This window comes from Streptomyces sp. NBC_00647, assembly GCF_045207245.1.
Taxonomy (GTDB): domain Bacteria; phylum Actinomycetota; class Actinomycetes; order Streptomycetales; family Streptomycetaceae; genus Streptomyces.
Window position 1 is genome coordinate 1,098,742 of the sequence record NZ_CP109040.1, and the last position, 22,929, is coordinate 1,121,670.

General features: G+C 71.4%; 28 protein-coding genes and 1 pseudogene. 13 read left to right on the forward strand and 16 right to left on the reverse strand.

From position 1 onward, the window contains the following. Positions 1–9 precede the first annotated feature (9 nt). Together OG788_RS04840 and OG788_RS04845 are read right to left on the reverse strand one after the other, a co-directional pair. A complete protein-coding gene (locus OG788_RS04840) occupies positions 10–486 on the reverse strand; it encodes a MarR family winged helix-turn-helix transcriptional regulator (protein WP_406369244.1) in 477 nt (158 codons plus the stop codon). Between the two features lie 269 nt (positions 487–755). Next, the gene (locus OG788_RS04845; protein ID WP_356756903.1) at positions 756–1,166 is read right to left on the reverse strand and encodes an ATP-binding protein; all 411 of its coding nucleotides are present in this window, start codon (positions 1,164–1,166) and stop codon (positions 756–758) included. Positions 1,167–1,654: 488 nt separating this feature from the next. Between OG788_RS04845 and OG788_RS04850 the strand changes: the two genes are divergently transcribed. Continuing rightward, positions 1,655–2,869, forward strand: a complete 1,215-nt coding sequence (locus tag OG788_RS04850) for a phospholipase D-like domain-containing protein (protein WP_406369245.1) — start codon at positions 1,655–1,657, stop codon at positions 2,867–2,869. Positions 2,870–2,874: 5 nt separating this feature from the next. Here the strand turns inward: OG788_RS04850 and OG788_RS04855 are convergent, their stop codons facing one another. Continuing rightward, positions 2,875–3,579, reverse strand: a complete 705-nt coding sequence (locus tag OG788_RS04855; protein ID WP_351552405.1) for a GAF and ANTAR domain-containing protein — start codon at positions 3,577–3,579, stop codon at positions 2,875–2,877. A gap of 265 nt (positions 3,580–3,844) precedes the next feature. Between OG788_RS04855 and OG788_RS04860 the strand changes: the two genes are divergently transcribed. From OG788_RS04860 to OG788_RS04875, 4 genes are all read left to right on the forward strand, one after another. After that, a complete protein-coding gene (locus tag OG788_RS04860; RefSeq protein WP_406369246.1) occupies positions 3,845–4,105 on the forward strand; it encodes a WhiB family transcriptional regulator in 261 nt (86 codons plus the stop codon). 111 nt (positions 4,106–4,216) lie between these two features. Further along, positions 4,217–4,651 carry an ATP-binding protein gene (locus OG788_RS04865; RefSeq protein WP_406369247.1) on the forward strand — a complete coding sequence of 145 codons (435 nt, stop codon included), beginning with the start codon at positions 4,217–4,219 and terminating at the stop codon, positions 4,649–4,651. Between the two features lie 110 nt (positions 4,652–4,761). Further along, the gene (locus tag OG788_RS04870) at positions 4,762–5,067 is read left to right on the forward strand and encodes a hypothetical protein (RefSeq protein ID WP_406369248.1); all 306 of its coding nucleotides are present in this window, start codon (positions 4,762–4,764) and stop codon (positions 5,065–5,067) included. Positions 5,068–5,235: 168 nt separating this feature from the next. Next, positions 5,236–5,589 (forward strand): hypothetical protein, encoded by a 354-nt coding sequence (locus tag OG788_RS04875; RefSeq protein ID WP_406376669.1) that lies wholly within the window; start codon positions 5,236–5,238, stop codon positions 5,587–5,589. A 152-nt stretch (positions 5,590–5,741) separates the two neighbouring features. Here OG788_RS04875 and OG788_RS04880 read toward each other — a convergent pair whose 3' ends face one another. Then, positions 5,742–6,197 (reverse strand): ATP-binding protein, encoded by a 456-nt coding sequence (locus tag OG788_RS04880; protein WP_406369249.1) that lies wholly within the window; start codon positions 6,195–6,197, stop codon positions 5,742–5,744. Positions 6,198–6,283: 86 nt separating this feature from the next. Further along, positions 6,284–6,469 (reverse strand): annotated as a pseudogene (locus OG788_RS04885) (hypothetical protein); the annotation flags it as partial. 153 nt (positions 6,470–6,622) lie between these two features. Between OG788_RS04885 and OG788_RS04890 the strand changes: the two are divergent. The 3 genes from OG788_RS04890 to OG788_RS04900 all read left to right on the forward strand — a co-directional run bounded on the left by OG788_RS04890 (position 6,623) and on the right by OG788_RS04900 (position 8,699). Next, positions 6,623–6,994 (forward strand): hypothetical protein, encoded by a 372-nt coding sequence (locus OG788_RS04890; protein WP_406369250.1) that lies wholly within the window; start codon positions 6,623–6,625, stop codon positions 6,992–6,994. Further along, positions 6,991–7,458 carry a peroxiredoxin gene (locus tag OG788_RS04895; protein WP_406369251.1) on the forward strand — a complete coding sequence of 156 codons (468 nt, stop codon included), beginning with the start codon at positions 6,991–6,993 and terminating at the stop codon, positions 7,456–7,458. Before OG788_RS04890 ends, OG788_RS04895 begins: the two co-directional genes overlap by 4 nt. Before the next feature lie 293 nt (positions 7,459–7,751). After that, positions 7,752–8,699, forward strand: coding sequence for a TauD/TfdA dioxygenase family protein (locus OG788_RS04900; protein ID WP_406369252.1), 948 nt, complete (start codon positions 7,752–7,754; stop codon positions 8,697–8,699). Between the two features lie 31 nt (positions 8,700–8,730). Here the strand turns inward: OG788_RS04900 and OG788_RS04905 are convergent, their stop codons facing one another. The 5 genes from OG788_RS04905 to OG788_RS04925 form a co-directional block, all read right to left on the reverse strand. Further along, complete coding sequence (locus OG788_RS04905; RefSeq protein WP_406369253.1) at positions 8,731–10,197, reverse strand: FAD-binding protein; 1,467 nt, start codon at positions 10,195–10,197, stop codon at positions 8,731–8,733. Positions 10,198–10,372: 175 nt separating this feature from the next. Continuing rightward, on the reverse strand, positions 10,373–11,563 hold the full coding sequence (locus OG788_RS04910) for an SPFH domain-containing protein (protein WP_406369254.1): 1,191 nt from the start codon (positions 11,561–11,563) through the stop codon (positions 10,373–10,375). An 11-nt stretch (positions 11,564–11,574) separates the two neighbouring features. Continuing rightward, complete coding sequence (locus tag OG788_RS04915) at positions 11,575–11,826, reverse strand: hypothetical protein (RefSeq protein ID WP_351552438.1); 252 nt, start codon at positions 11,824–11,826, stop codon at positions 11,575–11,577. Positions 11,827–11,954: 128 nt separating this feature from the next. Beyond that, on the reverse strand, positions 11,955–12,833 hold the full coding sequence (locus tag OG788_RS04920) for a hypothetical protein (protein WP_406369255.1): 879 nt from the start codon (positions 12,831–12,833) through the stop codon (positions 11,955–11,957). 466 nt (positions 12,834–13,299) lie between these two features. Then, the gene (locus OG788_RS04925) at positions 13,300–13,536 is read right to left on the reverse strand and encodes a chaplin (protein ID WP_266755085.1); all 237 of its coding nucleotides are present in this window, start codon (positions 13,534–13,536) and stop codon (positions 13,300–13,302) included. Positions 13,537–13,732: 196 nt separating this feature from the next. Here OG788_RS04925 and OG788_RS04930 point away from each other — a divergent pair, with 196 nt between their 5' ends. Further along, a complete protein-coding gene (locus tag OG788_RS04930) occupies positions 13,733–13,939 on the forward strand; it encodes a hypothetical protein (protein WP_351552447.1) in 207 nt (68 codons plus the stop codon). A gap of 83 nt (positions 13,940–14,022) precedes the next feature. Here the strand turns inward: OG788_RS04930 and OG788_RS04935 are convergent, their stop codons facing one another. After that, on the reverse strand, positions 14,023–14,673 hold the full coding sequence (locus OG788_RS04935; protein ID WP_351552450.1) for a DUF4360 domain-containing protein: 651 nt from the start codon (positions 14,671–14,673) through the stop codon (positions 14,023–14,025). A 682-nt stretch (positions 14,674–15,355) separates the two neighbouring features. On the opposite strand from OG788_RS04935, the gene OG788_RS04940 reads away from it, so the two are divergent. Beyond that, positions 15,356–15,898: a hypothetical protein gene (locus tag OG788_RS04940; RefSeq protein ID WP_406369256.1), complete on the forward strand. Its 543-nt coding sequence runs from the start codon at positions 15,356–15,358 to the stop codon at positions 15,896–15,898. Positions 15,899–15,928: 30 nt separating this feature from the next. Here OG788_RS04940 and OG788_RS04945 read toward each other — a convergent pair whose 3' ends face one another. The 4 genes from OG788_RS04945 to OG788_RS04960 form a co-directional block, all read right to left on the reverse strand. Beyond that, entirely contained in the window at positions 15,929–16,765 is an 837-nt protein-coding gene (locus OG788_RS04945) for a hypothetical protein (RefSeq protein ID WP_406369257.1), read from the reverse strand. 127 nt (positions 16,766–16,892) lie between these two features. Beyond that, a complete protein-coding gene (locus tag OG788_RS04950) occupies positions 16,893–17,408 on the reverse strand; it encodes a hypothetical protein (RefSeq protein WP_406369258.1) in 516 nt (171 codons plus the stop codon). 189 nt (positions 17,409–17,597) lie between these two features. Next, positions 17,598–18,170, reverse strand: coding sequence for a DUF6624 domain-containing protein (locus OG788_RS04955; RefSeq protein ID WP_406369259.1), 573 nt, complete (start codon positions 18,168–18,170; stop codon positions 17,598–17,600). Then, a complete protein-coding gene (locus OG788_RS04960) occupies positions 18,167–18,769 on the reverse strand; it encodes an ATP-binding protein (RefSeq protein WP_406369260.1) in 603 nt (200 codons plus the stop codon). Before OG788_RS04960 ends, OG788_RS04955 begins: the two co-directional genes overlap by 4 nt. Positions 18,770–19,207: 438 nt before the next feature. On the opposite strand from OG788_RS04960, the gene OG788_RS04965 reads away from it, so the two are divergent. Continuing rightward, positions 19,208–20,041 (forward strand): SDR family NAD(P)-dependent oxidoreductase, encoded by an 834-nt coding sequence (locus OG788_RS04965; RefSeq protein WP_406369261.1) that lies wholly within the window; start codon positions 19,208–19,210, stop codon positions 20,039–20,041. A gap of 73 nt (positions 20,042–20,114) precedes the next feature. Here OG788_RS04965 and OG788_RS04970 read toward each other — a convergent pair whose 3' ends face one another. After that, positions 20,115–21,527: a hypothetical protein gene (locus OG788_RS04970; RefSeq protein ID WP_406369262.1), complete on the reverse strand. Its 1,413-nt coding sequence runs from the start codon at positions 21,525–21,527 to the stop codon at positions 20,115–20,117. Between the two features lie 255 nt (positions 21,528–21,782). Between OG788_RS04970 and OG788_RS04975 the strand changes: the two genes are divergently transcribed. Beyond that, complete coding sequence (locus OG788_RS04975) at positions 21,783–22,649, forward strand: helix-turn-helix domain-containing protein (RefSeq protein ID WP_406369263.1); 867 nt, start codon at positions 21,783–21,785, stop codon at positions 22,647–22,649. A gap of 3 nt (positions 22,650–22,652) precedes the next feature. After that, complete coding sequence (locus tag OG788_RS04980; RefSeq protein ID WP_351552476.1) at positions 22,653–22,889, forward strand: DUF397 domain-containing protein; 237 nt, start codon at positions 22,653–22,655, stop codon at positions 22,887–22,889. The last annotated feature ends 40 nt before the right edge of the window (positions 22,890–22,929 follow it).

The following is a 22,929-nucleotide window of genomic DNA, read 5'->3' on the forward strand; positions in this document are numbered from 1 at the left end:
CCGTCCCCTCTACCCGTCCGGTCGGCGCTCGGCGACCGTCGTACGGCGTGCCCCGTGGAACGCGCGCAGCCCGTCCTCCAGACAGGTCCGCTGGAGGGGGGTCATCGCCGCCAGTGCGGCCGCCAGGTTCAGGGCGCGCCGTTCGCCGATCTCCGCGAGCGCCCTTCGGCCCCGCGGTGTGAGCAGCAGGTGCAGGGCACGCCGGTTGTCGGGGTGCGGGATCCGTTGCAGCAGGCCCGCGGCCTCCAGTCGGTCGCAGAGGCGACTCGCGGCCGGCAGGGTGATGCCGACGCTGTCGGCCAGGCCGGTGAGGGTGAGTCCGGAGCGGTGCTTGACGGCCTTCAGCGCCTTCAACTGGTGGGCGGACAGGCGTGGGTCGACCGACTGGCCGGCCGAGACCCACAGCTCCACCAGCTCCTCGACGGCGTCCGCCATCCGTGCGGCGACCGCCTCGGGGCGGTCGCCGGGCACCACTGCGCGGTTCACGTCGCCGTCATCCGCCACGGGTCATCACGCGCTCCCCCGGGGCCTGTTCACCGCGCGCCCGCGGTGCGCACGGAGGACCTCGTCGCGCGGACGGCGAACTCCGTCGCGGCCGGCGGTCTCAGCTGGATCGCGGATGATGCTCGTTCCTCGGAATCGTCAGAGGCGGGAATCGTCAGGGGCGGGAATCGTCGGGGGCGGGGACCGTCGGGGGCGGGATCGTCGGGGGCGGGATCGTCGGGGGCGGGATTCTCAGATCACCAGCGGGATGCTCAGAAGCGCACGACAGCACGGACGGTCTTGCCGTCCGGGCGTGACAGCACGGTCAGTTCGGAGGACAGCCGGCGTACCAGCGGCCAGCCGAAGCCGCCCTGTCCTGTCAGGTCGAGACGCCGCGGACGCGGCGGCTCGGGGTCGTCGTCGGAGACGGAGATGCCGACCCCGTGGCCCACGTCCCACAGATCCACGCTGCACAGCCGTCCGCGCGCGTGGCGCACCACGTTCGTCACCAGCTCCGAGACCACGAGGGCGACGGCCTCGGCCGCCTCACGCGGTACCTGGCGGGGCAGGCCTCCGAGAAACGTCCGGGCCATGCGCCGGGCGTGCACAGCGGCCTGCGGATTTCTCTCCAGCCTCGCACCGGGAACGGAGCCGAAGTCGCAGGGCGGTTCGACGGTGGTCATCCCTTCACCTCCCTTGCCGTGCTTCCCGCCCGAACGCCGCGCAGCGGCGCCACTCCGTGTCCGTCCGGCGTGTCGGGCAGGCTGTCCCCCCTTCTTCCCGAACCGACGGAGCCCATGTCACGGGTTCCCCCACCTTCACACCGTGGTCACAGGAGCACTCGCCGAGCACGTGGCACGGGCCGAACGCGCGGGAGCCGAAGGGCGGGACCGACCGCGTGGGGCCGACCGGGCACGGGCGGAACTCGCCGAGGCCGCACGGGACTGCCGCGGCCGATCGGGGGCACGAGAGCTCGCGTCGCGAACGCCCACGGGTGTTTCGGCGACATCGCTCCCGTCGCGGCCGAAGGGGCCGGGCGACCCCGAGGCCGACACGGTCGAGCGGGAGGGGTGGTGGCCCCGTCGGGCAGGTCCCGGCAAGGGCCACCACTCCTCCTCACACACCCGGAGTGACAGGGCGGGAACGCGGCACGGACAACAGGAGACGGCGAATGTCCCAGACCATCACGGCACGAGTCGAGGCGAACGGACCGGTGGATCCGGAAGAGGCGGGACGGCGCAAGCAGCGTCTCCGCAGACGCCTGGAGCGGCTCCTCGGCATCGCCGCGACCGAGGGGAACGAGCTCGTTCCCCTGCGCAACGGCGACCGGATCTTCGCCGCGATGCTCGAGGCGGTGCGGTCCGCCGAGCACACCATCGACATGATGACCTTCGTGTACTGGCGCGGGCAGATAGCCCGCGACTTCGCGGCCGCCCTGGCCGACCGGGCCCGGGCGGGTGTCCGGGTACGGCTGCTGCTGGACGGCTTCGGCGCGAAGCGGATCGAGGGGGACCTGCTGCGGTCCATGACCTCCGCGGGCGTACAGGTCGCGTGGTTCCGCAAGCCGCTCTGGCTCTCGCCCCTGAAGCAGAACCACCGCTGTCACCGCAAGGCACTCGTCGTCGACGAGCACACCGCGTTCACCGGCGGTGTGGGCATCGCCGAGGAGTGGTGCGGGGACGCCCGCGGTCCCTCCGAGTGGCGGGACACCCACGTCAAGGTGCGGGGGCCCGCCGTGGACGGCATCGCCGCCGCGTTCGCGCAGAACTGGGCGGAGTGCCACGACGAGCTCTTCGACGACCGGGACCGCTTCACCGGGCACGACCAGCCGGGCACGGCGACCGTCCAGGTGGTGCGGGGTTCGGCGAGTTTCGGCTGGCAGGACATGCAGACCCTCATCCGCGTGATGCTCGGCTCCGCCGAGGAGCGGTTCCGTCTCGCCACCGCCTACTTCGCCCCGGACGCCTACTTCGTGGACCTGCTGTGCGCGACGGCGCGCCGCGGTGTCCGCGTGGAGATCCTGCTGCCGGGTCCGCACACCGATCAGCGGGCCTGCCAGCTCGCCGGTCAGCACCACTACGGCGCGCTCCTGGACGCCGGTGTCGAGATCCGCCAGTACCAGCCGACCATGCTCCACACCAAGATCATGACGGTGGACGGGGTGGCCTCGCTCATCGGTTCGACGAACTTCAACCGGCGGTCCATGGAGCACGACGAGGAGGTCATGCTCGCCGTGCTCGACGAGGCGTTCACCGCGGCTCTCGACCAGGACTTCGACGAGGACCGGGAGCACGCCGTGGGCATCGAACCCGGCCGCTGGCGGCGCAGGTCCCCGATCCAGCGGGCGAAGGAGCTGGCCGTCGCCCCGCTGCGCCGCTTCCTCTAGCAGGGTCAGGCGGGTCGCTCGCCGGTCTCGCAGACCTTGCGGGCGACCTCCCGCAGCTTGATGTTGTGATCCTGGGAGGCCTTCTTGAGCACGTTGAAGGCGTTCTCCTCGCTGAGGCCGTGTCGCTCCATGAGGATGCCCATCGCCTCACCGATCTCGTGGCGGGTCTCCAGTGCCTGGCCGAGCTGCTGGTGCGTACGGGCCGCGGAGAGGGCGACGGCCGCGTGCGAGGCCAGGATCCAGCCGGCGCGCCGAGCCGACTCGTCGAACGTGTTCGGGCTGTGCGAGTACAGATTGAGGGCACCGAGCTCGTCGTCGTCGGTGAACAGCAGGAAGCCCATCATGCTGCCCATGCCCAGCTTCCTCAGCTCGGGGGCGAACCGGGACCACCGTTCGTGCGGCTGACGCATGTCCTCGATCGCATAGACCTGCTGCCGGTCGGTCACCGCGTCGAAGCACGGCCCCTCCCGCAGGTCCTGCTGGATCCTGTCCGCCATCCGCACGACATCGCTGGTCGCGGCCAGCGCACTGACCTCCCCCCGGCGAACCGTGAGAATGCCACCCTCGTCGCACCCGTTGATCAGCACCGTCGCGTGATCCACGATCCGGTCCAAGGTGGCCTGCACCGAGTCCTGCGCCAGCAGATCCCGTGCCATGTCCGCCAAGGCGACGGCGAACTTCTCCCAGACATCGCCGGACTCGTGCGCCATGGGCCACCCGCTCATTCGTCGAAACCCAACCGGCTTCACCTGGAGTTCCATCTTGCCACCCGGTGCGACCCGCCGCGCCGATCGGGTGACGTCGTTCCGGCGACCGGCCGCGCTTTCGCGCCACCTGGCGCGGCCGCCCCGTGCGGCCGATCCCATGTCCACGGGATCTTTGCATGCCCAACCCGTTTCATCCGGGAGATCAAGGGTGACCCGAGGGGGGACCGAACCCCGAAGAACGTGTGCACTTCGATCACAGGAGGCTCGCATGGACAACTGGCGTGATTCCGCGGCTTGCCGCACCGTCGACCCCGATCTGTTCTTCCCCATCGGCAGCACCGGCCCCGCCGTGCTGCAGATCCAGGAGGCGAAGGCCGTCTGCGCGGGCTGCCCGGTCCGCGACGCGTGCCTGAACTGGGCACTGGACACCGGCCAGAGCGTCGGCGTCTGGGGCGGTACGAGCGAAGCGGAACGACGCGCCCTGGCGCGACGCCGTTCCCGTCGGCGTTCCCAGGACACCCCGGTATAGACGGGCCGGCGGGAGCGCCGGGCCGTCTCCTGGGCGGGCGCGGGATACCAGGTGACCGGGTCGCGACGCAGTGAGAGACATTCCGCCGACGAGATCCGAACGAAGGGCGCGATGAAAATCGATCCGAGCCGGAAGCACAAGCCGTCGTACGAGGAATTCGGGACGCTCACCAGCGCGTTCGGGGGCGAGCTGCGCAACGTGACCGACGCTCGGCTGGCCGCGGACGGCTATCTGCGTGCCCTCGCGCGAACGGCACCGCCCTCGGCGCCCGAGCACTGGGACGACATCCTGCTCGTGGTCACCGAACTGGCCGCGAACACGATCCAGTACGCTCCCGGCCCCTTCGAGCTGCAGCTGCGTCCGACCTTCGACGGAGTGCACGTGACGCTGCGCGACAGCAGCACCACCCGGCCCGCGCCCCGCCGCTTCCGCCCCGAACAGGGCGGGGGTGGCATCGGCTGGCATCTCATCCAGGCGCTCTGCGACCAGGTGAGCGTGATCGTGCGGCCCGACGGCAAGGACATCCACGCCTTCCTTCCCTGGTGAGGGAACGGCATCCGTGTCCGCGAACGCCGACGCGCAGGTGTCGTTCCGGCCCAGGTGGGCACTCGGGTCCGGTGAAGGAAGCGGTCCCGTCGCACGATCGAGGTGAAGCATTGAGTCCCGAGCAGGAACCGTCCGAGCGGGAGCACGCCGTGTGGGACCGGGTGCGCCGCGCCGCCACCGGAATGAACCATCACGAGGCGAAGGCGGCCCTCGAGGAAGCGCGGAAGGCCGCCGGGGACGGTTCTCCCGGTGAGAGGCAGGCACGCGACGCGCGCGCGGAGGCGGACGAGTGGGAACGGATCACCGACACGCTCGCCGACCACGCCGGCTCGTACGACCCCGCCACGGACCCCTTCGTCCAGGGGCAGCTCGCCGCCCGGACGCACCGCGCACAGGCATCGGCGCATCGCGGCTGAACATCGCTCCGCCCGCGTTGTCAGTGCCCTGCGGAACAATGCTGATCAGCCGGAACGTCACCCCCTGGCGATGCGTGATCCCACCCGTCCGTCGAAAGGCCACATGCACATGACGCCGACCTCGCACCGGCGCGCCGCGCCGCGGGCCCCGATCGGAGGCCGGTGACCATGCTGCGGCCGCTGCCCCGCACCCGCACGCCGCTCAGCTCCGAAGGCGCCGAAGTCCTGCGTCTGATCACGCAGCGGCGGTTCTCCGTCCGTCTCACCGTGCACGCGAACGGCCGTCGCCGGTACGGCTATTGGCTCCCGCTGGATTCCGCCACAGGTCGCGGCGGCTGCTATGCGGCTCTGCCCACCGGCGAGTGCGACGCGCTGCACGCGGCGGGCCGGATCGTGCTCGGTGACCCTCTGGTCGACCCCGCGAAGACCACCTATCCCGTCCAGGCCGCGGCGCGGACCACCGCGGCCGGTCCGAGCGCCGCACCGGGTACGGGCCTGTCCCGGCCCGCCCTGACGGCCTGAGTCCTTGCGCGGACGAGCGAGGTCGTGACGGAATCGGGCCGCCGGCACCGACGGACAGCCGGTGGGACCGGCGTGCGCGTCCCCGGCGGCGACGGTGTGCCGTCGTCGCCCGCTCTCGTGGAAGGGAAGGAAGCGAGGCGGGCGCCGCGCGCTCAGCCCCTCGTGCTCGTCGGGAGCGGCACCACGGCCGTGATGCGCTTGCCTCCGGCCCGCAGGTTCGAGATGACGACATCGCTGGCCAGGGTGCAGACGATCATCCACCCGTGACCGCCGACCCGCAGACGGCCCGCGTCGTCGACGCGTCGCACGGGCACGGGCAGTCGATCGCTTCGGTCACTCACGGACAGGTGCACCTCCCGCTCGGTCGGCGTCACCTCGAACGCGGTGACGCCGCCGCCGTGGAGCATCGCGTTGGTGACCAGTTCGGACGCGACGAGCAGCGCGTCGCCGACGGCTGCGTCCGCGTCCCGCGTGTGGCCCCCGGACCGCCCCGCGAGGGCGTACCTGACCGCCTGCCGGATGTCGGCGGGACTGCCGGGCCCCGTCGAGACCACCTGCCGTGAAACGGCCACCGTGCCGGTGGCGGACCTCTGATCCTGCCCGCACATTCTTCGTTCCTCCGCTCCTGCCCGGAATTCCACAGGGCCCGTCGCGAAATACCGCGGCGGACCCTGTGGAAATGTTGCAGCCACTGCCGAAATACGTCTTTGGTCTTTTCCTCGGCCTGCCGCGCGTCGCCCTTGGACGGCGCGGCCCTGCCCTCGGCGGTCACCCGCTCTTCGCAGACCGCACATGCGACGGTCTCCCCGGCCTGGCCCTTCGCCTCTTCCGTCGTGGCCCTGGCCTTCTCGTTGCCGGCCGTCGCGGTTCGCGTCCTCACTGCTCGACCACGCGATTCACTTCTACGGCTGACCGTGAATCGAATTCCCAAACCCGGATGCTCGCGCATTCACCGGACTTCACCCGACGGACCGAAATCGCGCCTCTTCTTCGGGCCGGCCCCGCGGGCGGCTCGGGGCTCGTGACAACGGCCGTGTCGGGCAGTCCAAGGTCCTTGAAGTCGGGACCCCGGGCCCGAAGCCGTCGAGTCGCCTCTTGTCGCGCGCGGGACGACGCCCGCTCACCGCGCGCTCTCCCGGGAGCGCCGCGGACCTGGACGTACGCGAGCGGTGTCGCCGAACTCGCCCTGGCGGCCGGAGTGGCGCTCCCTAGCACGCGCCGGGTCGCCGCGCTGGCCACCGCCGCCTTCTTCGTCGGTGTCTTCCCCGCCAATGTCCAGATGGCCGTGGACTGGCGTCACCGTCCCGCGCCGCTCAAGGCGGCGGCGCTGGCGCGGCTCCCGCTCCAGGTGCCGCTCGTCCTGTGGGCCCGTGGGGTCGCGCGGTCCGGGGAGGGACGGTCATGACGTCTCCGCTGAACGTCGGCGACCAGGTCGAGGACTTCACGCTGCCGGACGAGACCGGGGCGAGCCGGAGCCTGTCCGAGCTGCTGGCCGAGGGGCCCGTGGTGCTGTTCTTCTATCCCGCGGCCCTCACCAGCGGCTGCACCGCCGAGGCGTGCCACTTCCGCGATCTGGCCACCGAGTTCACCGCCGCCGGTGCGCGGCCGGTCGGGATCAGTGGTGACTCGGTCGACCGGCAGCAGGAGTTCGCCGACCGCCACACGCTCGGTTTCCCCCTGCTGTCCGATGTCGACGGCACCGTACGGGAGCGGTTCGGGGTGAAGCGCGGCTTCTCGCTGGCCCCCACGAAGCGGGTCACCTTCGTCATAGCGCAGGACCGTACCGTCCTGGAGGTGGTCCGCAGCGAACTGCGCATGAGCGCGCACGCCGACCGCGCGCTCGCCGCCCTGCGCGAGCACCGGGACTGAGGACCTCCACGGCACCGCGCCGCGCGGCCGTTCGCGGGCGAACGGGCCCCGCCCCTATGCGGATGGAGGGCGGGCCCCGTTCACTGCGCAACATTCTGGGCACCGAGCGTGACCTCGAACAGGGAGTGCGACACGGCAAGTGCGCGACACGGCACACACCCTGTGTGCGCGCCGCGCTTCCCGTGCGCGGAGCCCGTCGCGCACGATCCGTCCTCCCCGCGAGGCGCCCTGTCGGGCGCCCTGCCCAGCGGTCATGCTGGACCCGACGAGCCGACACGATCAACGGAGCCCCCATGACGGACCAGGTCGCATGTCTCGAAGTGAAACCGGCGGCCGGACACATCGGCGCCGAGATCACGGGAGTCGACCTGGCGGAGGAGCTGACCGACGAGACCGTCGCCGCGATCCGGGCGGCGATGCTGCGCTGGAAGGTGGTGTTCTTCCGCGGCCAGCGGCTCGATCACACCTCGCACGTGGCCTTCGCGCGCCGGTTCGGCGAGCCGATCCGCCTCCGGTCCCGCGGCAGTGCGTCACCCAAGGAAGCTCCCGAGGTCGAGACGACGGCCGACCGTCTCGAGCTGGGCGGTCGCTTCGGAATGGAGCATGAGGAGTGGCTGCGCCGGCGGCGCCATTCGCTGCTGCGCGGATGGCACTGCGACCACGGCGCCCGGGTCGATCCGCCGGCCGCGACCGTCCTGCGCGCCGAGACCGTTCCTCCGTACGGCGGTGACACGACGTGGTCGAACCTGGCCGTCGCCTACGCGGGCCTCTCGGCTCCGGTGCGCGCCTTCGTCGACGGTCTGCGCGCCGAGCACCGACTGGGGGTCGGCTACCAGTCACGGCCGGGCGACGACGCGTACGCCCGGCATCTGCTGGACCGTCAGATCGCCACCGACCACCCGTTGGTGCGGGTGCACCCGGAGACGGGCGAGCGGGTGCTGTTCGTCAACGGCTACTACGTCGAGCAGATTCTCGGTGTGTCCCGGCCGGAGAGCCGGGCGCTCCTGGACATGCTGCTCGAGCAGGCGACGCGGCCCGAGTACACGGTCCGCTTCCGGTGGGAGCCGGGCAGCGTGGCCTTCTGGGACAACCGGGCCACCATCCATCTGGCACCGAGCGACACCGCCCATGTCGACCACCCCCGGGTCATGCACCGCGTCATGCTGGCCGGTGATGTCCCCGAGGGCGTGGACGGGAAGCCGTCGGTACCGATCGTGGGCAGCGAGCCCGGGCTCTGGTGAGCCCGGGCCGTGGGGCGGGAGCGGGGCTTCGTCAGAAAATGCCCTGCCCCGGGACCAGGATTCCTCTCGGGTCGTAGGTGTGCCGGGCCGTGGCGAGCCGCCGCCAGGCGGGGCCGAAGTGTTCGCGCCAGTCGGCCGCTCCGAAGGGGACCGAGCCGACCGGATAGTGGGTGCCGCCGGCCGCGTGGACGGTGTCGTAGGCGGCGCGGTTGGCGGCGAGGAGACGGTCGACGGTCGCGGTGTCGTCGGGCGGGGTCGTGCGCAGGACGGCCAGCAGGTACGACACCGGATCGTCGGGGGTGCGCAGCAGCGGGGTGTGCAGGTTCTCGCGCAGCACCGGGTACAGGAGGACGACGCCGGGTCCGAGGTCCGCCGGGGTGAGGTCGTCCAGCAGGGACTCGGCCAGCGCCGCCGCCGAACGGCCCGGCAGCAGCAGGTTGAGCCAGGGGTGGGCGAAGGCCCACAGGCCCGCTTCCTTCAACGCGGCGACCCCGGCCGCGAGCCGGTCGAGGAAGTCGTAGTAGCCGAGGTCGCTCGTCTGCACGCCCGCGGGATCGTGCCGCAGTCCGCGGAGCAGCGCCGCGTCGTCGGGGGCGGGACCGGCGGGCGGCCCGTAGGCGACGGCTTCGAGGACATAGCCGCGGAAGGCCCCCTCGGCGTCGGGGTTCACCTGGCCCTCGACATAGTCGAAACGGCCCTCCTCCACGAGCAGACGCTGGTCCTCGAGGAAGGTGCGCAGGTCGTCGTACGGAAGGAGGTAGTGGCGTACGGTCTCGGGCGCGGGGACCAGGCGCAGGGTGGCGCCGACGATGATCGCGCACTGGCCGAGTCCGGCGAGCACGGCGAGGAACAGGTCGCGGTGGCGGGTCGGGGAGCAGCGGACGAGGTCACCCGCGCCGGTGACGACCTGGAGTTCGCTCACGTTGTCGACCTGGGCGCCCTGTTGGTGGGTCTGGCCGCCGATGCCGCCGACCGACAGGGTGCCGCCGACGGAGAGTTCGAGATAGTCGGTGAAGGTGGGCGGGGTGAGTCCGTGGGCCAGGGTGGCCCGGGCGACCTCGCTCCACCTGGCGCCCGCGCCGACGGTGACCGTGGTGCTTCGCGGCCCGACCGGGCCGATGGAGGCGAGCGGCGTGGTCTCGATGACCAGGCCGCCGTCGACCTGTGCCTGTCCCTGCGTGGCGTGGCCCTGGCCGCGTGGGGCGACGGAGATGCCGTGCTTGTTGCAGAAGCGGACCATGGCGACGATGTCGCGGACCGAGCCCGGGCGCAGTACCGCGACCGGACGCCGGTGGACGATGTGGCCGAAGTCGTCGGCGGCCGCCGTGCGCGAGGCGTCGTCGGTGTACACGCTCCCGTCCAGCGGCGGGAGTCCCGCGAGCGGCCGGTCGGTGGCGGTGGCCGCCCAGCTCCGGGTGAAGGGATCGAACCCGACGACGGCGGCGCCGGCGACGGCGAGGCCCTGCAGTGCGGTACGTCGCGAGGGTGTCCGGGGCATGCGCTCCTCCTGGGGCGACCACGTCAAACGATCAACTTTCGCAGAGTGTAAGGGACTTGAGCGACATGCGAGTCGATTGCTCCGATCGGGGGTGCTGTTGCGCCGGTGCCGTGCGCGAACGACGGCGTCCGCCGCCCCGAAGGGACGGCGGACGCGACGGACCGTGGATCTCGGCTCAGTTCGCCGACGGCGAGCCCTTCTCCGGCTCGTCCCCGTCGACCGGCGTACGGGTGTACCCCTGGAGTTCGAGCGGGCCGTTCGGCTTCTCCGCGCGGCCCTCGGAGTTCTGGCCGCCCAGGTTCTGGCGGACCGAGTCGAGGATGGTCAGGCCCTGGGCGACCAGGCCGGCCGCTATCTCGCCGAGGCCGTCGGCGCCGTTGAGCACGTTGACGTTCGCACCCGCGAGGCCGCCCGCCGCCTCCTTGACGATGAGGGGGAGCTGGTCGATCAGCATCCGGTCGAGCGCGACCCGGTCGTGCGACGCCGCCGCCTCGGCCTGGATCTTCATGCGCTCGGCGTCCGCGATGGCGAGCACCTTGATCCGCTCGGCCTCCGCCTCGGCCGGCCGGACGATCTCGGCGACCAGCTGCTGCTGGCGCAACTGGGCCGCCCGCTCCGCGAGTTCGGTCTGCGCGGCGAGGACCTCCTGCTGGGCGTGGGCCTGGGCGAGCGGGCCGGCCTGGGCGGCCTGCGCCTGCGCCCGGTCCACCTCGGCCGAGTACTCCGCCTTCACGATCGCGGTCTGCCGGGCGTACTCGGCCTGGTTGCGCGCCGCGACCTGCTCCGCCTCGACGGAGGCCTGCGTGGCCTGCGCCTGGGCGATCTGGGCCTGACGCTGGATGGCCGCCTTGTGCGGCGCGGACATCGCGTCGATGTAGCCGGTGTCCCCGTCGTCGATCGACTGGATCTGCAGCGAGTCGACGATCAGGCCGATCTTCGCCATCTCCGTCTTCGAGGTGTCGAGGACCTCGGCGGCGAGCTTCTGCCGCTCGGTGACGATCTCCTCGACCGTCATCGAGCCGATGATGGAGCGCAGATGGCCCGCGAAGATCCGGCCCGTCAGGATCGACATCTGGTCCTGGTCTGACAGGAACCGCTGCCCCGCGTTGATGATGCTCTCGGTGTCGTTGCCGACCTTGAACGCGATCACGGCGCGGACGTGCAGCGCGATGCCCTGCCTGGTGACACAGGTCTCGGTGACCTCGGACTCGCACATGGACAGCGTCAGGAAGCGGGTCTTGCGGAAGATCGGCAGCACGAACTTGCCGTGCCCCGTCACCACCCGGAACGGCGCGCCCCCCAGTCCCCGCCTGCCACCCGAGATCAGCATCGCCTCATCGGGAGCGGGAACGCGATAACCGAACATACTTCTCCTCCTCAGCCTGCGCCGACGGCGTCGCCGTCCAGCGCGTCCAACGGATCGGCCCACTCGATGACGTCGACCTCACGACATCCCCGGGACTCGATCACCAACACGGTCGCCCCCGTCGGCAGGGGCTCCCGAGACCAGGCGAGGAAGGTCTCGGATCCGCCTCTCACGCGCACCAGGATCTCGCCGGGACCGACGGATCCCCGGGTGCCGATGAGCAGTTCCCCCGTGCAGCCGATCACGGCTTCGTCCTCCACCACAGCCGGCCACCCCCCATCACTCTGAATCTGCCTCTGACCATAGACCTGTCGTCCGCGAGCGCGTACGCCACCCGTCGCTCAGGAGCCACCGGCGGGGCACGCGCCCGGGTCCCACAGGAAGTGTGTTCTCAACTCCTGGTGAAGCGATAGGTCTTGCTGTCGGTCAGCACGCAGAATCCCGGTGACACGACGATCACGCGCAGGGTGCCGGTGCGCCGGTCGTAGTCGATTCCCTCCGCCTCGAACGTGCCCGAGCAGGAGCTGCGCAGCGGCAGTTGACGCAGCGCGGTGACATGGCCCGAGACGTCCGAACTGTTCGGTTCGCCGGACAGGTCGATCTGGAGCAGCGGCTTGGTCATGCCGAAGAGCGTGCCCGCGGGGTCGTCGGAGGAGCACAGCAGCCGGGTCGCCGTGACGAAGTCGCAGCCCTGTACGTCGCGTACGGCGTGGTCGAGGTTGACGGTGGACGCCTGCGGGAGGTTGGCGGCGGGCGAGGTGGCCGGGTTCACGCCGGGGGTCGGGAACACCAGGAGCCGGTTCATCGTGCCGTACTCGCCGGACACCATCCACGAACCGTTCGGCGTGATGGTGACGAAGGAGTTGTTCAGTGCCTCTCCCGCACTCAGCGCGTGGACGTACTCCGACCAGGCGCCGCCCGGTGCCTGGACCCGGAACATCTTCGAGCCGCCGGAGTCGCTCTGGTACGGCTCGATGTAGTAGCCGTTGTAGGAGGCGTCCGGGTCGCCGATGTGGTTCCAGCCTCTGCTGCTCACGCCGGTGGGGATCGTGCCGATGCCCGTGTAGTGGTTGGGGCTGCCGGCCGGGACCTCGACGGAGGTCAGGCCCTGGCTCTCGGTCAGCGGGTCGGCGCGGTCCGTGCCCACCTCGTTCCAGGTGTCGGCGGCCGAGGCCGGCGTGCCGGTGGCCACGGACAGGACGGCGGCGGTGGTGAAGGTGACGAGACCGGCCAGGACCGTGTGACAACGTTGCCGAGCGCGCATGCGCATGAGGTCTGCTCCTCGATGGGGGGGTGTCTGGTCGGCGCACAGTCTGACCCGCCCTGATGGTCATGTACAGACCAATGAAGGGCCCTCGGGCATCGACCCCTCGTCCGGCAGACGTCAACCGGCCCCGCGGTACGGAGGATCCGCCCACCCGCTCACCACCGGTCCGCCGGCCACCCGCCCCCTCGCCACCCCGTCAACCCGCCACCCCGTCGGCCCGTCGCCCCGCCGCCGGCAACCGCACTCGGCGCCGAGCTTCCGGCGTCGCCCCAGGCGTGGCCGCCCCGGTCCCGCGTCTCCTCCCGCCCCCGCGCGGCGCGGACACCTCACGCGCCGTACCTCCCTCCGACCGGACCACCCGCCCCCGGACGCACCCGGGCCCGGCGGCCCACCCGGGAGGATGGGTGAGCCGTCGGGCCCGGACGCGGGTCCGCCGGGCGGAGAGACTCCGCCCGGCGGACCACGAGCGTCAGTCGTTCACGCAGACGTTTCCGATCGCCGGGTTCAGCAGACCCACCACGTTGACCGTGTTGCCGCACACGTTCAGGTCGAGGTCGACGGGGATCTGGATGACATTGCCGGACAGGACTCCGGGGCTGCCCACCGCGACGCCCACCGGGTTGGGGTCGTCGGCGGCGGCGGTCCCGGCGGTGGCCAGCAGGGCCACGCTGGCAAGTCCGGCGGCGGCCATCAGACGAATACGCATTCCAGGCTCCGTTCATTCGCAGGGGTGCGAGCCCCTCCACCATCACCTCAGCGAGAGGTTGCCGACATCCCAGGAGAGCCGAACGGGGGTTCGCGCGCCGCGGCGGGCCGTGGGCCGAGGCCAGCCCGGGTGCGTCGCGCGGGGTCTGCGGAATGCCCGTAGCGTGAGAACAGATCCGGTGGAACAGGGAGAAACCATGCCAACCAGCCAGCCCGACGCGTCCACGCCCTCCGACGACAGGGCGACCCCCGACTCGCTGCTGCACACCGGGACCGAAGGCCCGGTGTCGGCCGAGGACCTGGTGCTCGCCGCGGGCCGCGACGTCACTCCGCAGAACCTCGCCTGGGCCGAGCGCAAGCTCCAGGAGGAAGGCTCCGCGGCGGTCGACAAGCTGCTGCCCTAGGAGCCTGCCCGCGGGACGACACGGCCGGCTCGGCCGGCTCCGATGCGGCGGAGCCGGCCGAGGATCCGCACGTGGAGCGGCGGTCAGGAGGCGGGGCACTCCTTCCAGGCCAGGTGGTAGACGGTGCTGATGTCACCGTCCGTCGAGTCCATGGTCATGAAGCTCGTGCTGCCGGGCGCCGACGTTCCCGCGCTGACGCGGAGTTCGGTGTTGATGTTGAAGTTGCGCTGGACACCGCAGGGGGCCCAGACCAGTTGGGCCCAGTCCGTGGTGTCCGTGGCCTGCCAGTTGTCGTCGAAGGGGCCACGGAAGGGGTGGGTGATGGCGGCCGTGTTCGAGGAGCCCTGGAAGTAGTACGAGGCCTTCTCCGTGCTGCTGGCCCCCTGCTGGAGCGAGGCGAAGCCGCGGTAGTCCGCGCTGGCGATGGCGTACGTGAAGCCCTGCGGGACGTGGACGATCAGGTTGAGCTGGCAGTTCTTGCGGAACGCGGTGGGGTCGGAGTTGCCTCCGACCTGGGCGAGGTACTGGCTGTACGTCACCGTGAAGGCGGTGTTGTCCGGGGAGACGGCGACCGCGGCGGTTCCCTGCGGACAGCCGGAGCCGTTCACCGTGGCGACCTTGATGACGATCTTGTCCGGGGGCGGGTCGACGAACCCGGAGGACGGGTCCGACAGGGGAAGCGCTGTGGCGAACAGGGCGGCGATCGCGCCACCCAGAAGCAGCCCACCAGCCATGGTGCTCCAATCCGTTGCGTTGGTGTTCCGGCGGCAGCCCGAAGGCGCCGCCGTGAAATGGGGGGTGCGGTTCCCGGACGGACGGGGAACCGTCGCAGACCAGTGCGTTGGATCAAGCTCGGCTCATTTAAGACATGCGCATGACAAATGCCCATGCGCGGCCCGCTCCCGGTTGTGAAGGAGCCGTGAAGGCCGGGAGTGACGAAAGCGTACGTACGGGCGGTCGCGGCCGACAGGGTCATCTCCGGCCATTCGACGTACGCCGTTACACCTGCCACCACGCCCACGAGACCCTTCCACCACCGTTCTCCGCGCCCGCGGCCGTCACCGCGAGGGCTCGGGTCCGCCATCGACCGTCACCGCGCGTGCCGTCCCTGCCGCCCCGGGCGGGCCTCTGGGGCGCCTCCGGCCCCCTCCTTGTGACGGACCGTGGGACGCGCCCCCTGTCCGGCCACCCCATGGCACACACACGCACCTCCCGGCCCACGGCCCCCGGGGCATGGCCAAAAGACGCACGCCGGGACGGGGTTGAGCCGGTGGCACACGGTTTCGCGGGACATGCCGCTTTCCGTACGTTCGAGGCGGACATTCCGGTACCGGGCGGCGGGCCGAAAGGCGACGGGCCCGCGCGAATCGCCCGCCGCCTCCTCGTGTCCCGGACGCCCCTGCGACACTGAGGCGCATGGATCCACGACACCTGAGAATCGGCCGCCGTCGCATATGGATGAGCAGTGCCGTCTGTTTCCTGGTGCTCGGGCCGATCGGCTGGTTCCTCGGTGGCTGGATTCCCTTCGCGCTGCTGGCCGTCGCCCTGACCCTCGCCACGGCGATCTCGCACTGGCGGGCACCCAGATGGCTCGCCCCCGCCATCGCCAAGGGCCAGTCGGAGAGCCGCCGGGACGTCGCCACCTTCTGCGTGGTCATCGCGGTGAGCGGCTACGCGCAGCCGCCGACGGAGCCCACCCCCTCGGCCGCGGACCTGTCGGCCCTGCGCCTGGAGGCGTACCGCTCCGCCGCGCACGACGATCTCTCCGAGGAACTGCGCCTCCTCGCGGCCGACGCCCTGTCCGCCGCGGACCGCGCCCAAGCCGAGGACACACCGGCGGGCTGGCGGGCGGCACGGGCGAGCGCCGAGCGACTGGCGCACGCCGCCCAGGAGGGCAATCCCTACGTACGGCAGCTGCTCATCCAGTGGGTCGAGGGCAACCCGGCCGGCGAACGCTAGAACGCCCGGCACCGCGTCGCAAGACACCCCTCAGGGACGTTCGAAGAACTGGATCACGCCTCCGGCCGAGAAGCACAGCGCCCCCACGAGGGTGCCCCAGTTGGCGATGTCGACGTTCACGAGGCTGCCGGTCTCGGGGCGCGTGAAGGCGGCCAGCGCCGAGACGAGGAAGAGCACGGATCCGAACTGGTTGACCGCGACGATCCACCAGCCGAGGTCGTGGGCGAGGACCCGCGGCCGGCCGTGGCAGACCTCGACGATCGCGAGGTGGCCGGAGACCAGGAACAGGACGCATCCGACCAGGTCGGGCGCCCAGACCAGGCGGTTCACCTGCTGGGCCGAGAGCCCCTTGAGCAGCGAGTCCAGCAGATTGACGCCGAACACGAGCGTTCCCACGAACAGCACGAAGGTGCTGAGCCAGTCGATCCGGCCGGGCTCGTAGCTCCACCACCGCCAGCGCCGGCCGGCCAGTGAGCCGGACTCGCTGTCCTGGCGCGGAGCGTTGACCGCCTGAAGCAGGGAGGCGTAGCCCCCGGTGTTGAAGAACAGGCCGCCCGCGAAGTAGATCCAGGCTCCCGTCAAACCGCTCGAGCCGAACTGGACGACCCCGGCCCCGAGGGCGAAGAGAAACCCGCCGACCGTGAACGCGGCCGCGGCGATGGCGTTCAGTCTGCGCAGCCGGCCGATCGACACGGTGTCGGCCCGTCGGGAGCGGGCCTCCGGTTCACCCGGGGCGCGCACCGTGAGAAGGCCACGCTTGCGGGCCAGGCGCGATTCCCAGACCGCGGTGCGCCCGTCCACGAGGCGCCAGGTCAGGCGGGTCGTGAACGGACCCGCTCCCTCGGAGCGCGCTTCGGTTCGACTCACCTGCCGACCTTAGCCCGCGGAGGCGAAAAGCACCGTTCGCCCACCCCGCCACCCTTCGGGCGGTTCAGGAGGCGGGACGGGAAGGTACCGCCCGACGTCCTGCCCGGCGCTGCTCAGGCCGGCGGGTTCAGGACTCCGCCTCGCGCCTGAGGAAGTTGCTCACCTGGCAGGCGAGGCTGTCCCTGGCCGGGTCGGGACGCGTGCCCGCATCGACGGCCGCGTCGTTCTCGACGCCGCCCGCCCAGAGGTAGCGCTCGGTCCACTCGTCGTCGACCTTCAGCTGGATCTGGATGTCCATCCGGTGCAGGACGGCGTCGGGGCCCGCGGCGAAGAGGACCGCCGTGGCCCGGCGCAGGGGGTAGATGTCGAAGCCCTCGATGAACTGCGAGTTCCGCCAGTCGAGGAAGGCGCTCTCGCCGTCGGCGCCGACGCGGATATCGATCTGGCCGTCTTCGAGGTGGATGCCGAAATGCTCGGTGGCGCGGTTCTCGACGGTCACCCGAAATCTGAAGTAGGTGAGTTCGTCGGCGGCGTCGTCGCGTCCCCGCGGGGGCTCCGCCTTTTCCACACCATGGACGCGGACACGCAGGCCGGCCTGCTCGTCGTACTCCTGCCAGTCCCCGACCACGTTCGGCTCGCGCACAGTTCACCTCTCCACTTCAGAGAGTTGTTCCTATCTGTGCTCTCAACGAAGTGTCAAATGCGCCGAACGTGCCGTGGCCAGGGATTTCCCCTTTCTTGATCGGCGATCAAGCCGTGCCCAGCCAGAACCTTCCCGCGGGCCCGTAAGGGGCATTTCCGCGCGTGCTGTACATCACGTTCCCCATACGTGTCAGGCGTCGTCGCGCAGGAGCCGCAGCTGTTCGTCCAGGGGACCCAGGCCGACATCACGACGGCGCTCGTCGACGGTCCCCGACAGGCGGACGGGGTACGGGCGCAGGGTGACGGGATCGACGCGCGTGCCGTAGAACTGCGGCCGGCCCAGTTCCACGGCGCAGTGGTCGGCGATGTAGGCGTGGTGCACGGCGGGGCAGCGCCCGTCGGCCGCGGCCTGGGCGATCAGGTCACGGCAGCTCAGCTGCAGGGAGAGGTCGGGCGCGTGCAGCAGGATCATCAGGGCCGCCGTCGAGGCGGGTGCGCCGACCCGGTCGACGGTCGGCCAGCCGTGCCGTCGGACGATCGTCCCGAGCGCTTCGGCGTTGCCCGCGCGGCACGCGGCGAGAGTGTCTCGCCATGGTCCGGCGGGATGATCGCGCGCCTGTCGCATCAGGCTCCGCTCCTGGTCGGCCCGGCGGACCAGCTCCGCCGCGAGGGCCGTCGCGAGTCCCGGGACCATCGGCGCGGCACCGCGGCCCCCGGGGTGCGCCTCGGCCTCCCTGGCCAGGTGTCCCGGGGAGACCTTCATGGCTCCCCCTGGAGCACCATCGAGAACCACACCTTCTTGCCCCTGGTGCCCGGGTCGGCCGGAGCGACGCCCCAGTCGTCGGTCAGCGCGGCGACGATCGCCAGTCCTCGTCCCGATTCCTCGGCCCCGGCGGCCGTACGCGCTCCGGGCAGGGCGGACGAACGGTCGGCGACGGACACCCGCAGCTCGCGCGGGCCGCACTCGACGGTGACGGTGACGGTGTCGCCGCGGTCCGGGCTGCCGTGCTCGAGGGCGTTGACGAAGAGCTCGTCGGTCGCGAGAACCGCGTCGTCGACGCACTCGGCGGGCAGCCGCAGGCGTCTGAGGTGCCCGGCGACCAGGTCCCGTACTCCGGACGCCCGCGAGGGGTGGGCCGGGACGGTGGTGCGCGCCAAGTGGGACCCGGGTACCCGGATCGCGGGGGCGGCCAGAGGCACGGTGGTGGCGGAGGGCGTGGGATCCACGGGCAGGGCGGGGGCCGCGTGCGGTACGGAACCCGCGGCGCGGCCGGCGGCCGGGGACGGAGCGCGGCCGGCGGGAAGGACCGAGGCCTCGGTCGACGCGGAGCCCGCGGGACGGTCGGGTTCCTGGGGCGGCACGGAACCTGCCGGAAAGGCGGAGACTCCGGGCGACCCGGGAACCGCGGCACGGCCCGGGGTCTCGGACTGCGCGGAACCCCCATGACGGCCGGGGGCCGAGGACGGCGGAGAAGTCGCTGGAGAAGCGGGTGGCGCGGACGATGTCGGTGCCGTGGTTCCGGTCGCATCGGCGGGCCGGGCGGGACCCGCGTGGCCGCCCGCCGTGCGCACCCCCTGCTCCGCCGCCCCCGTCTCGTGCCGCGACACCGAAATCCCGGGGTCCGGTGAGGGCCACGGCCCGCGGCGCTGTGCCCTGGATGCCGTCATCGGTCCTCCTTCGGGTGCAGCGCGTGGGGAGGCTGTCTCGGTGGCTGCCCGTGCAGCCAACAGGTCGGACTGCCTCGGCGACCAGGGGGTATTCGGGTTGTCCGGTTGCAGGCACGTAGTGGTGTGGGATGTATGTTCGATCTTGTGAGGAACGGGAGCGGGGGCCCGGCGACGGCACCCCTTGACGGTGACACCGGCTGGCCCGGGCTGCGCGGAAAACGCGTGCTGGTCACCGGCGGTACACGCGGACTCGGCGAGCAGATCGTGCGGCTGCTGTGCGCCGAGGGCGTACGGGTGGCCACCTGCGCCCGGACCGCGCGCGATCTGGAAACGCTGGCCGCCGCGACGAGCCCCGGTCTGTTCACCCGGCCCCTCGATGTCACCGGGCCCGGACGGCTGGAGGAATTCGTCACGGACACGACGAATCGTTTCGGCGGCCTGGACGGCGTGGTCGCCTGCACGGGCGGTTCGCGCGGAGGCGCCTTCGAGCAGGCCACCACCGAGGACTGGGCGGCCACCTGGGCGGTGAACGTCGCTCACGCGGCGCGGCTGGTGCGGGCCGCGGTCCCGCATCTGCGGGCTGCGGGCGGCGGCTCCGTCGTGGTGATCTCCTCGATCTCCGGCTGGAAGCCGGGCCCGCCCGCGCAGTACTCGGTCGCGAAGTCCGCGCAGATCCAACTGGCCGCGTCGCTGGCCCGCGAGCTCGGGCCGGACGGGATCCGCGTGAACGCGGTCTCCCCCGGTTCCATGCTGATCCCCGGCAGGCGCTGGGACCGGATGCGCCGGGAGGAACCCGAGGCCTTCGCCCGCTTCGTGGCCGCGGAGCTGCCGGGCGGTGCGCCGGTCGCGCCGCAGGAGGTCGCCCGGGTCGTGGCGTTCCTGCTGTCGGACTGGTCGAGCGGGATCTCCGGCGCGCACCTCCCGGTCGACCGGGCCCAGAACGCCCCTTCCCCCGACGGGTACTGAGCCCCGCGGCGGATCGGCGGCGCCGCTCCCGGTCATGACACGGCGCCCGCCCCGTCGGCGACTCCCCCGCCGCTCATGCCGCCGTCCCGAGGACACCGCGGGACCTGCGCTCGAATTCCTGCACGACCGGCTCGCCGCGACGGGGTTCGAGACGCCTGCGGAAATCGCGCAGGGCCTGGACGGAGCGTTCGCTGTGGACGGCACCGAGGGTTTCGAGAGCAAGCGTCGCGGTGCCCACCGCCTCGTCCAGGCGGTCCTGCTGGAGGTGCGCGGTCGCCAGTACGGAGCGGCTGATGGCCTGGCGCCTGCGCCGGTCGGCGCCCGAGCCGAGCGACTCGCTCGCCGTGCGCTCGGCCTGACGGGCGAGCCCCAGGTCGCGGAAGCACAGGGCGGACTCGGCCTGGAGGTAGTGGCTGTCGAGATAGCGGACCCACACCGACTCCTGCGCGGCCCCCTTGCTCGCCTCCAGCTGCCGCTCCGCCAGCCGCAGCGCCTCGGAGGCGTCGTCGGGGCGGCCCTGCGCGGCGTGTCCGCGCGCCGACATGGCGTACAGCCGCATCAGCCCGAGGGGGCTGCCGGCCCCCTGCGCGGTGACGATTCCGGCGCGTGCCAGTGCCACGCCCTCGTCGGGGCGCCCGAGGTTGGTGGCGAGGTGGGAGAGCCCCGCGAGGATCTGGCCGCCCAGCACCCGGTCACGGCCCTCGGCGCAGAGCCGCAGCCCCTGTGTCATGTAGCGCTGGGCGAGGCCGTACTCCCCCGCGTCGTACGAGCTCCAGCCTGCCATCGCGGCGAGCCGCGCGGCGGCCGCGAACAGCTGGCGGCGCTGCCGGGCCGGTGTGCCGCGCTGCTGGAGCATGGGGACGACCTCGGTGGACAGGTAGTGCACGATGCTGGTGCGGACTCCGCCGCCTCCGTAGTGGTTGTCCATCTGGTCGAACACGGCGATCATCGCGTGCACCTGCTCGACCGGGCCGCCGCTCACGGCCAGGCTGGAGGACACCGCGTCCTGATGCTCCAACAGCCAGAGCAGCCACTCGCGTTGCGGGTTCGTCAGGGCCGCCGCGACGAAGGGGACCGCGCCGAGGAGGCTGCGGCGGGAGATGTCGGTGGAGCCCAGTTCCGCCAGGGTGTGAAGGGTCTCCGCGACATCCTCGCCGTAGACGAGCGCCCTGCTCGTGACCGGGCGCTGGTGTTCGGAGTGGAAACCGAGGTCCGCGGGAGACACCGCGCGGCCGAGCCGCTCGGACAACACGGTGGCGATCAACTCCGGTGTACTGCCCCGCGGTTGCTGGCCCTGGAGCCAGCGGGTGACCGACGCCTTGTCATAGTGGGAATCCGCGCCCTGGCGGCGCCCCAGCTCATTGACCCGCAGCGCGAGGGAGGCGTAGGAGCAACCGGCTTCCTTGAGTGCGGCGGCCAGGACCCGATTGCCCTCGCCGGGGGTTTTGCCGGTGTTCCTCGCTTGCCCGTCGGTCACGGTGGCCATCCCCGAATCGCCTCACATCATCGTGCGGCTGCGCCCTGACCCATACCTGCCGAGACATCAACTCCGGTACGAACGAGCACAGTTAGGCGTGATCGTCGCCGAATGTGCGACAGGTCACTCGATCACTATGGTCGCTCGCGGACTCCCCGTGCAACCTGCGTTCTGATAATTTCAGAACGAACCGCGACGCTCTGTCACTGTCATCCACCGCGTGGCACACTGCACGCTGTGACGGCCGTTACCGGGAGGTAGGACGTGAGCGAGAACCGCTCTGGCGGCAGCGCGCCGACCGTCCTGCGGATGGTTCTCGGGAAACGGCTGAGGCACCTGCGGGAACGGGCGGGAGTGTCCTTCGAGGAGGCGGCACGCGCCATCGAGGTCACGCCTCTGACGGTCCGCAGGATCGAGAAGGCCGAGGTCGGACTCCGCATCCCGTACGTCAGGGAGTTGCTCCGCGCCTATGGCGTCCCGGCGACGGAGGTCGACGACTTCCTCGCCTTGGCCAGGGAGGCCAATCAGCCGGGCTGGTGGTACAAGTACCGCGATGTCCTGCCGGAGTGGTTCAGCGCCTACGTGAGCCTGGAGAGCGAAGCCAGCGTCATCCGCCTCTACGAACCCCACTACGTTCCGGGCCTGTTGCAGACCCACGACTACGCCACCGCGCTGATGCGCGTCGGCTTTCCCAACGAGTCGGAGGACGACGTCGCGCGCCGCGTCGCTCTGCGGGTGAAGCGTCAGGACCTGCTCGCCAAATCGGAGGCACCGGCCGTCTGGGCGATCCTGGACGAGACGGTGCTGCGCCGGCCGGTGGGCGGGCCCGCGGTGATGCGGGCCCAGTTCGACCGGCTGAACGAGGTCCTGGACATGCCGAAGGTCCGGATCCAGATCATGCGCTTCGGCGTGGGCGCCCATCCGGGCGCGTTCGGCCCGTTCCACCACTTCCGCTTCGGCTTCTCCGAACTCCCCGACATCGTCTACACGGAGAGCCTGGTCGGCGCGGTCTACGTCGACCGGCCCGACGACGTCGTCAGCTATCTCGAAGTACTGGACCGGATGTCCGTGCAGGCGGAGCCGGTCGCTCGGACCAGGGCCATCCTGGGTGAACTGCGTAAGGAGTTGTGATCCATGGGATCCGTGCACAGCGGCACGTCCGCGGTCGATCTGGGAACCGAGGGCTGGCACAAGCCCTGGAGCGGCACCAACGGCGGAAGTTGCGTCGAGGCCAAACGGCTTCCCGACGGGAGCGTCGCCCTCCGCCAGTCACGAGACCCCGAGGGGCCCGCGCTGGTCTACTCCCGCGAGGAGATGATCGCGTTCATCGAGGGCGCCAAATCCGGGCAGGCGGACTTCCTGATCGCCTGAACGCAGGAGGCGCCGCGACTCCCGCGCGGGCGCCACTACG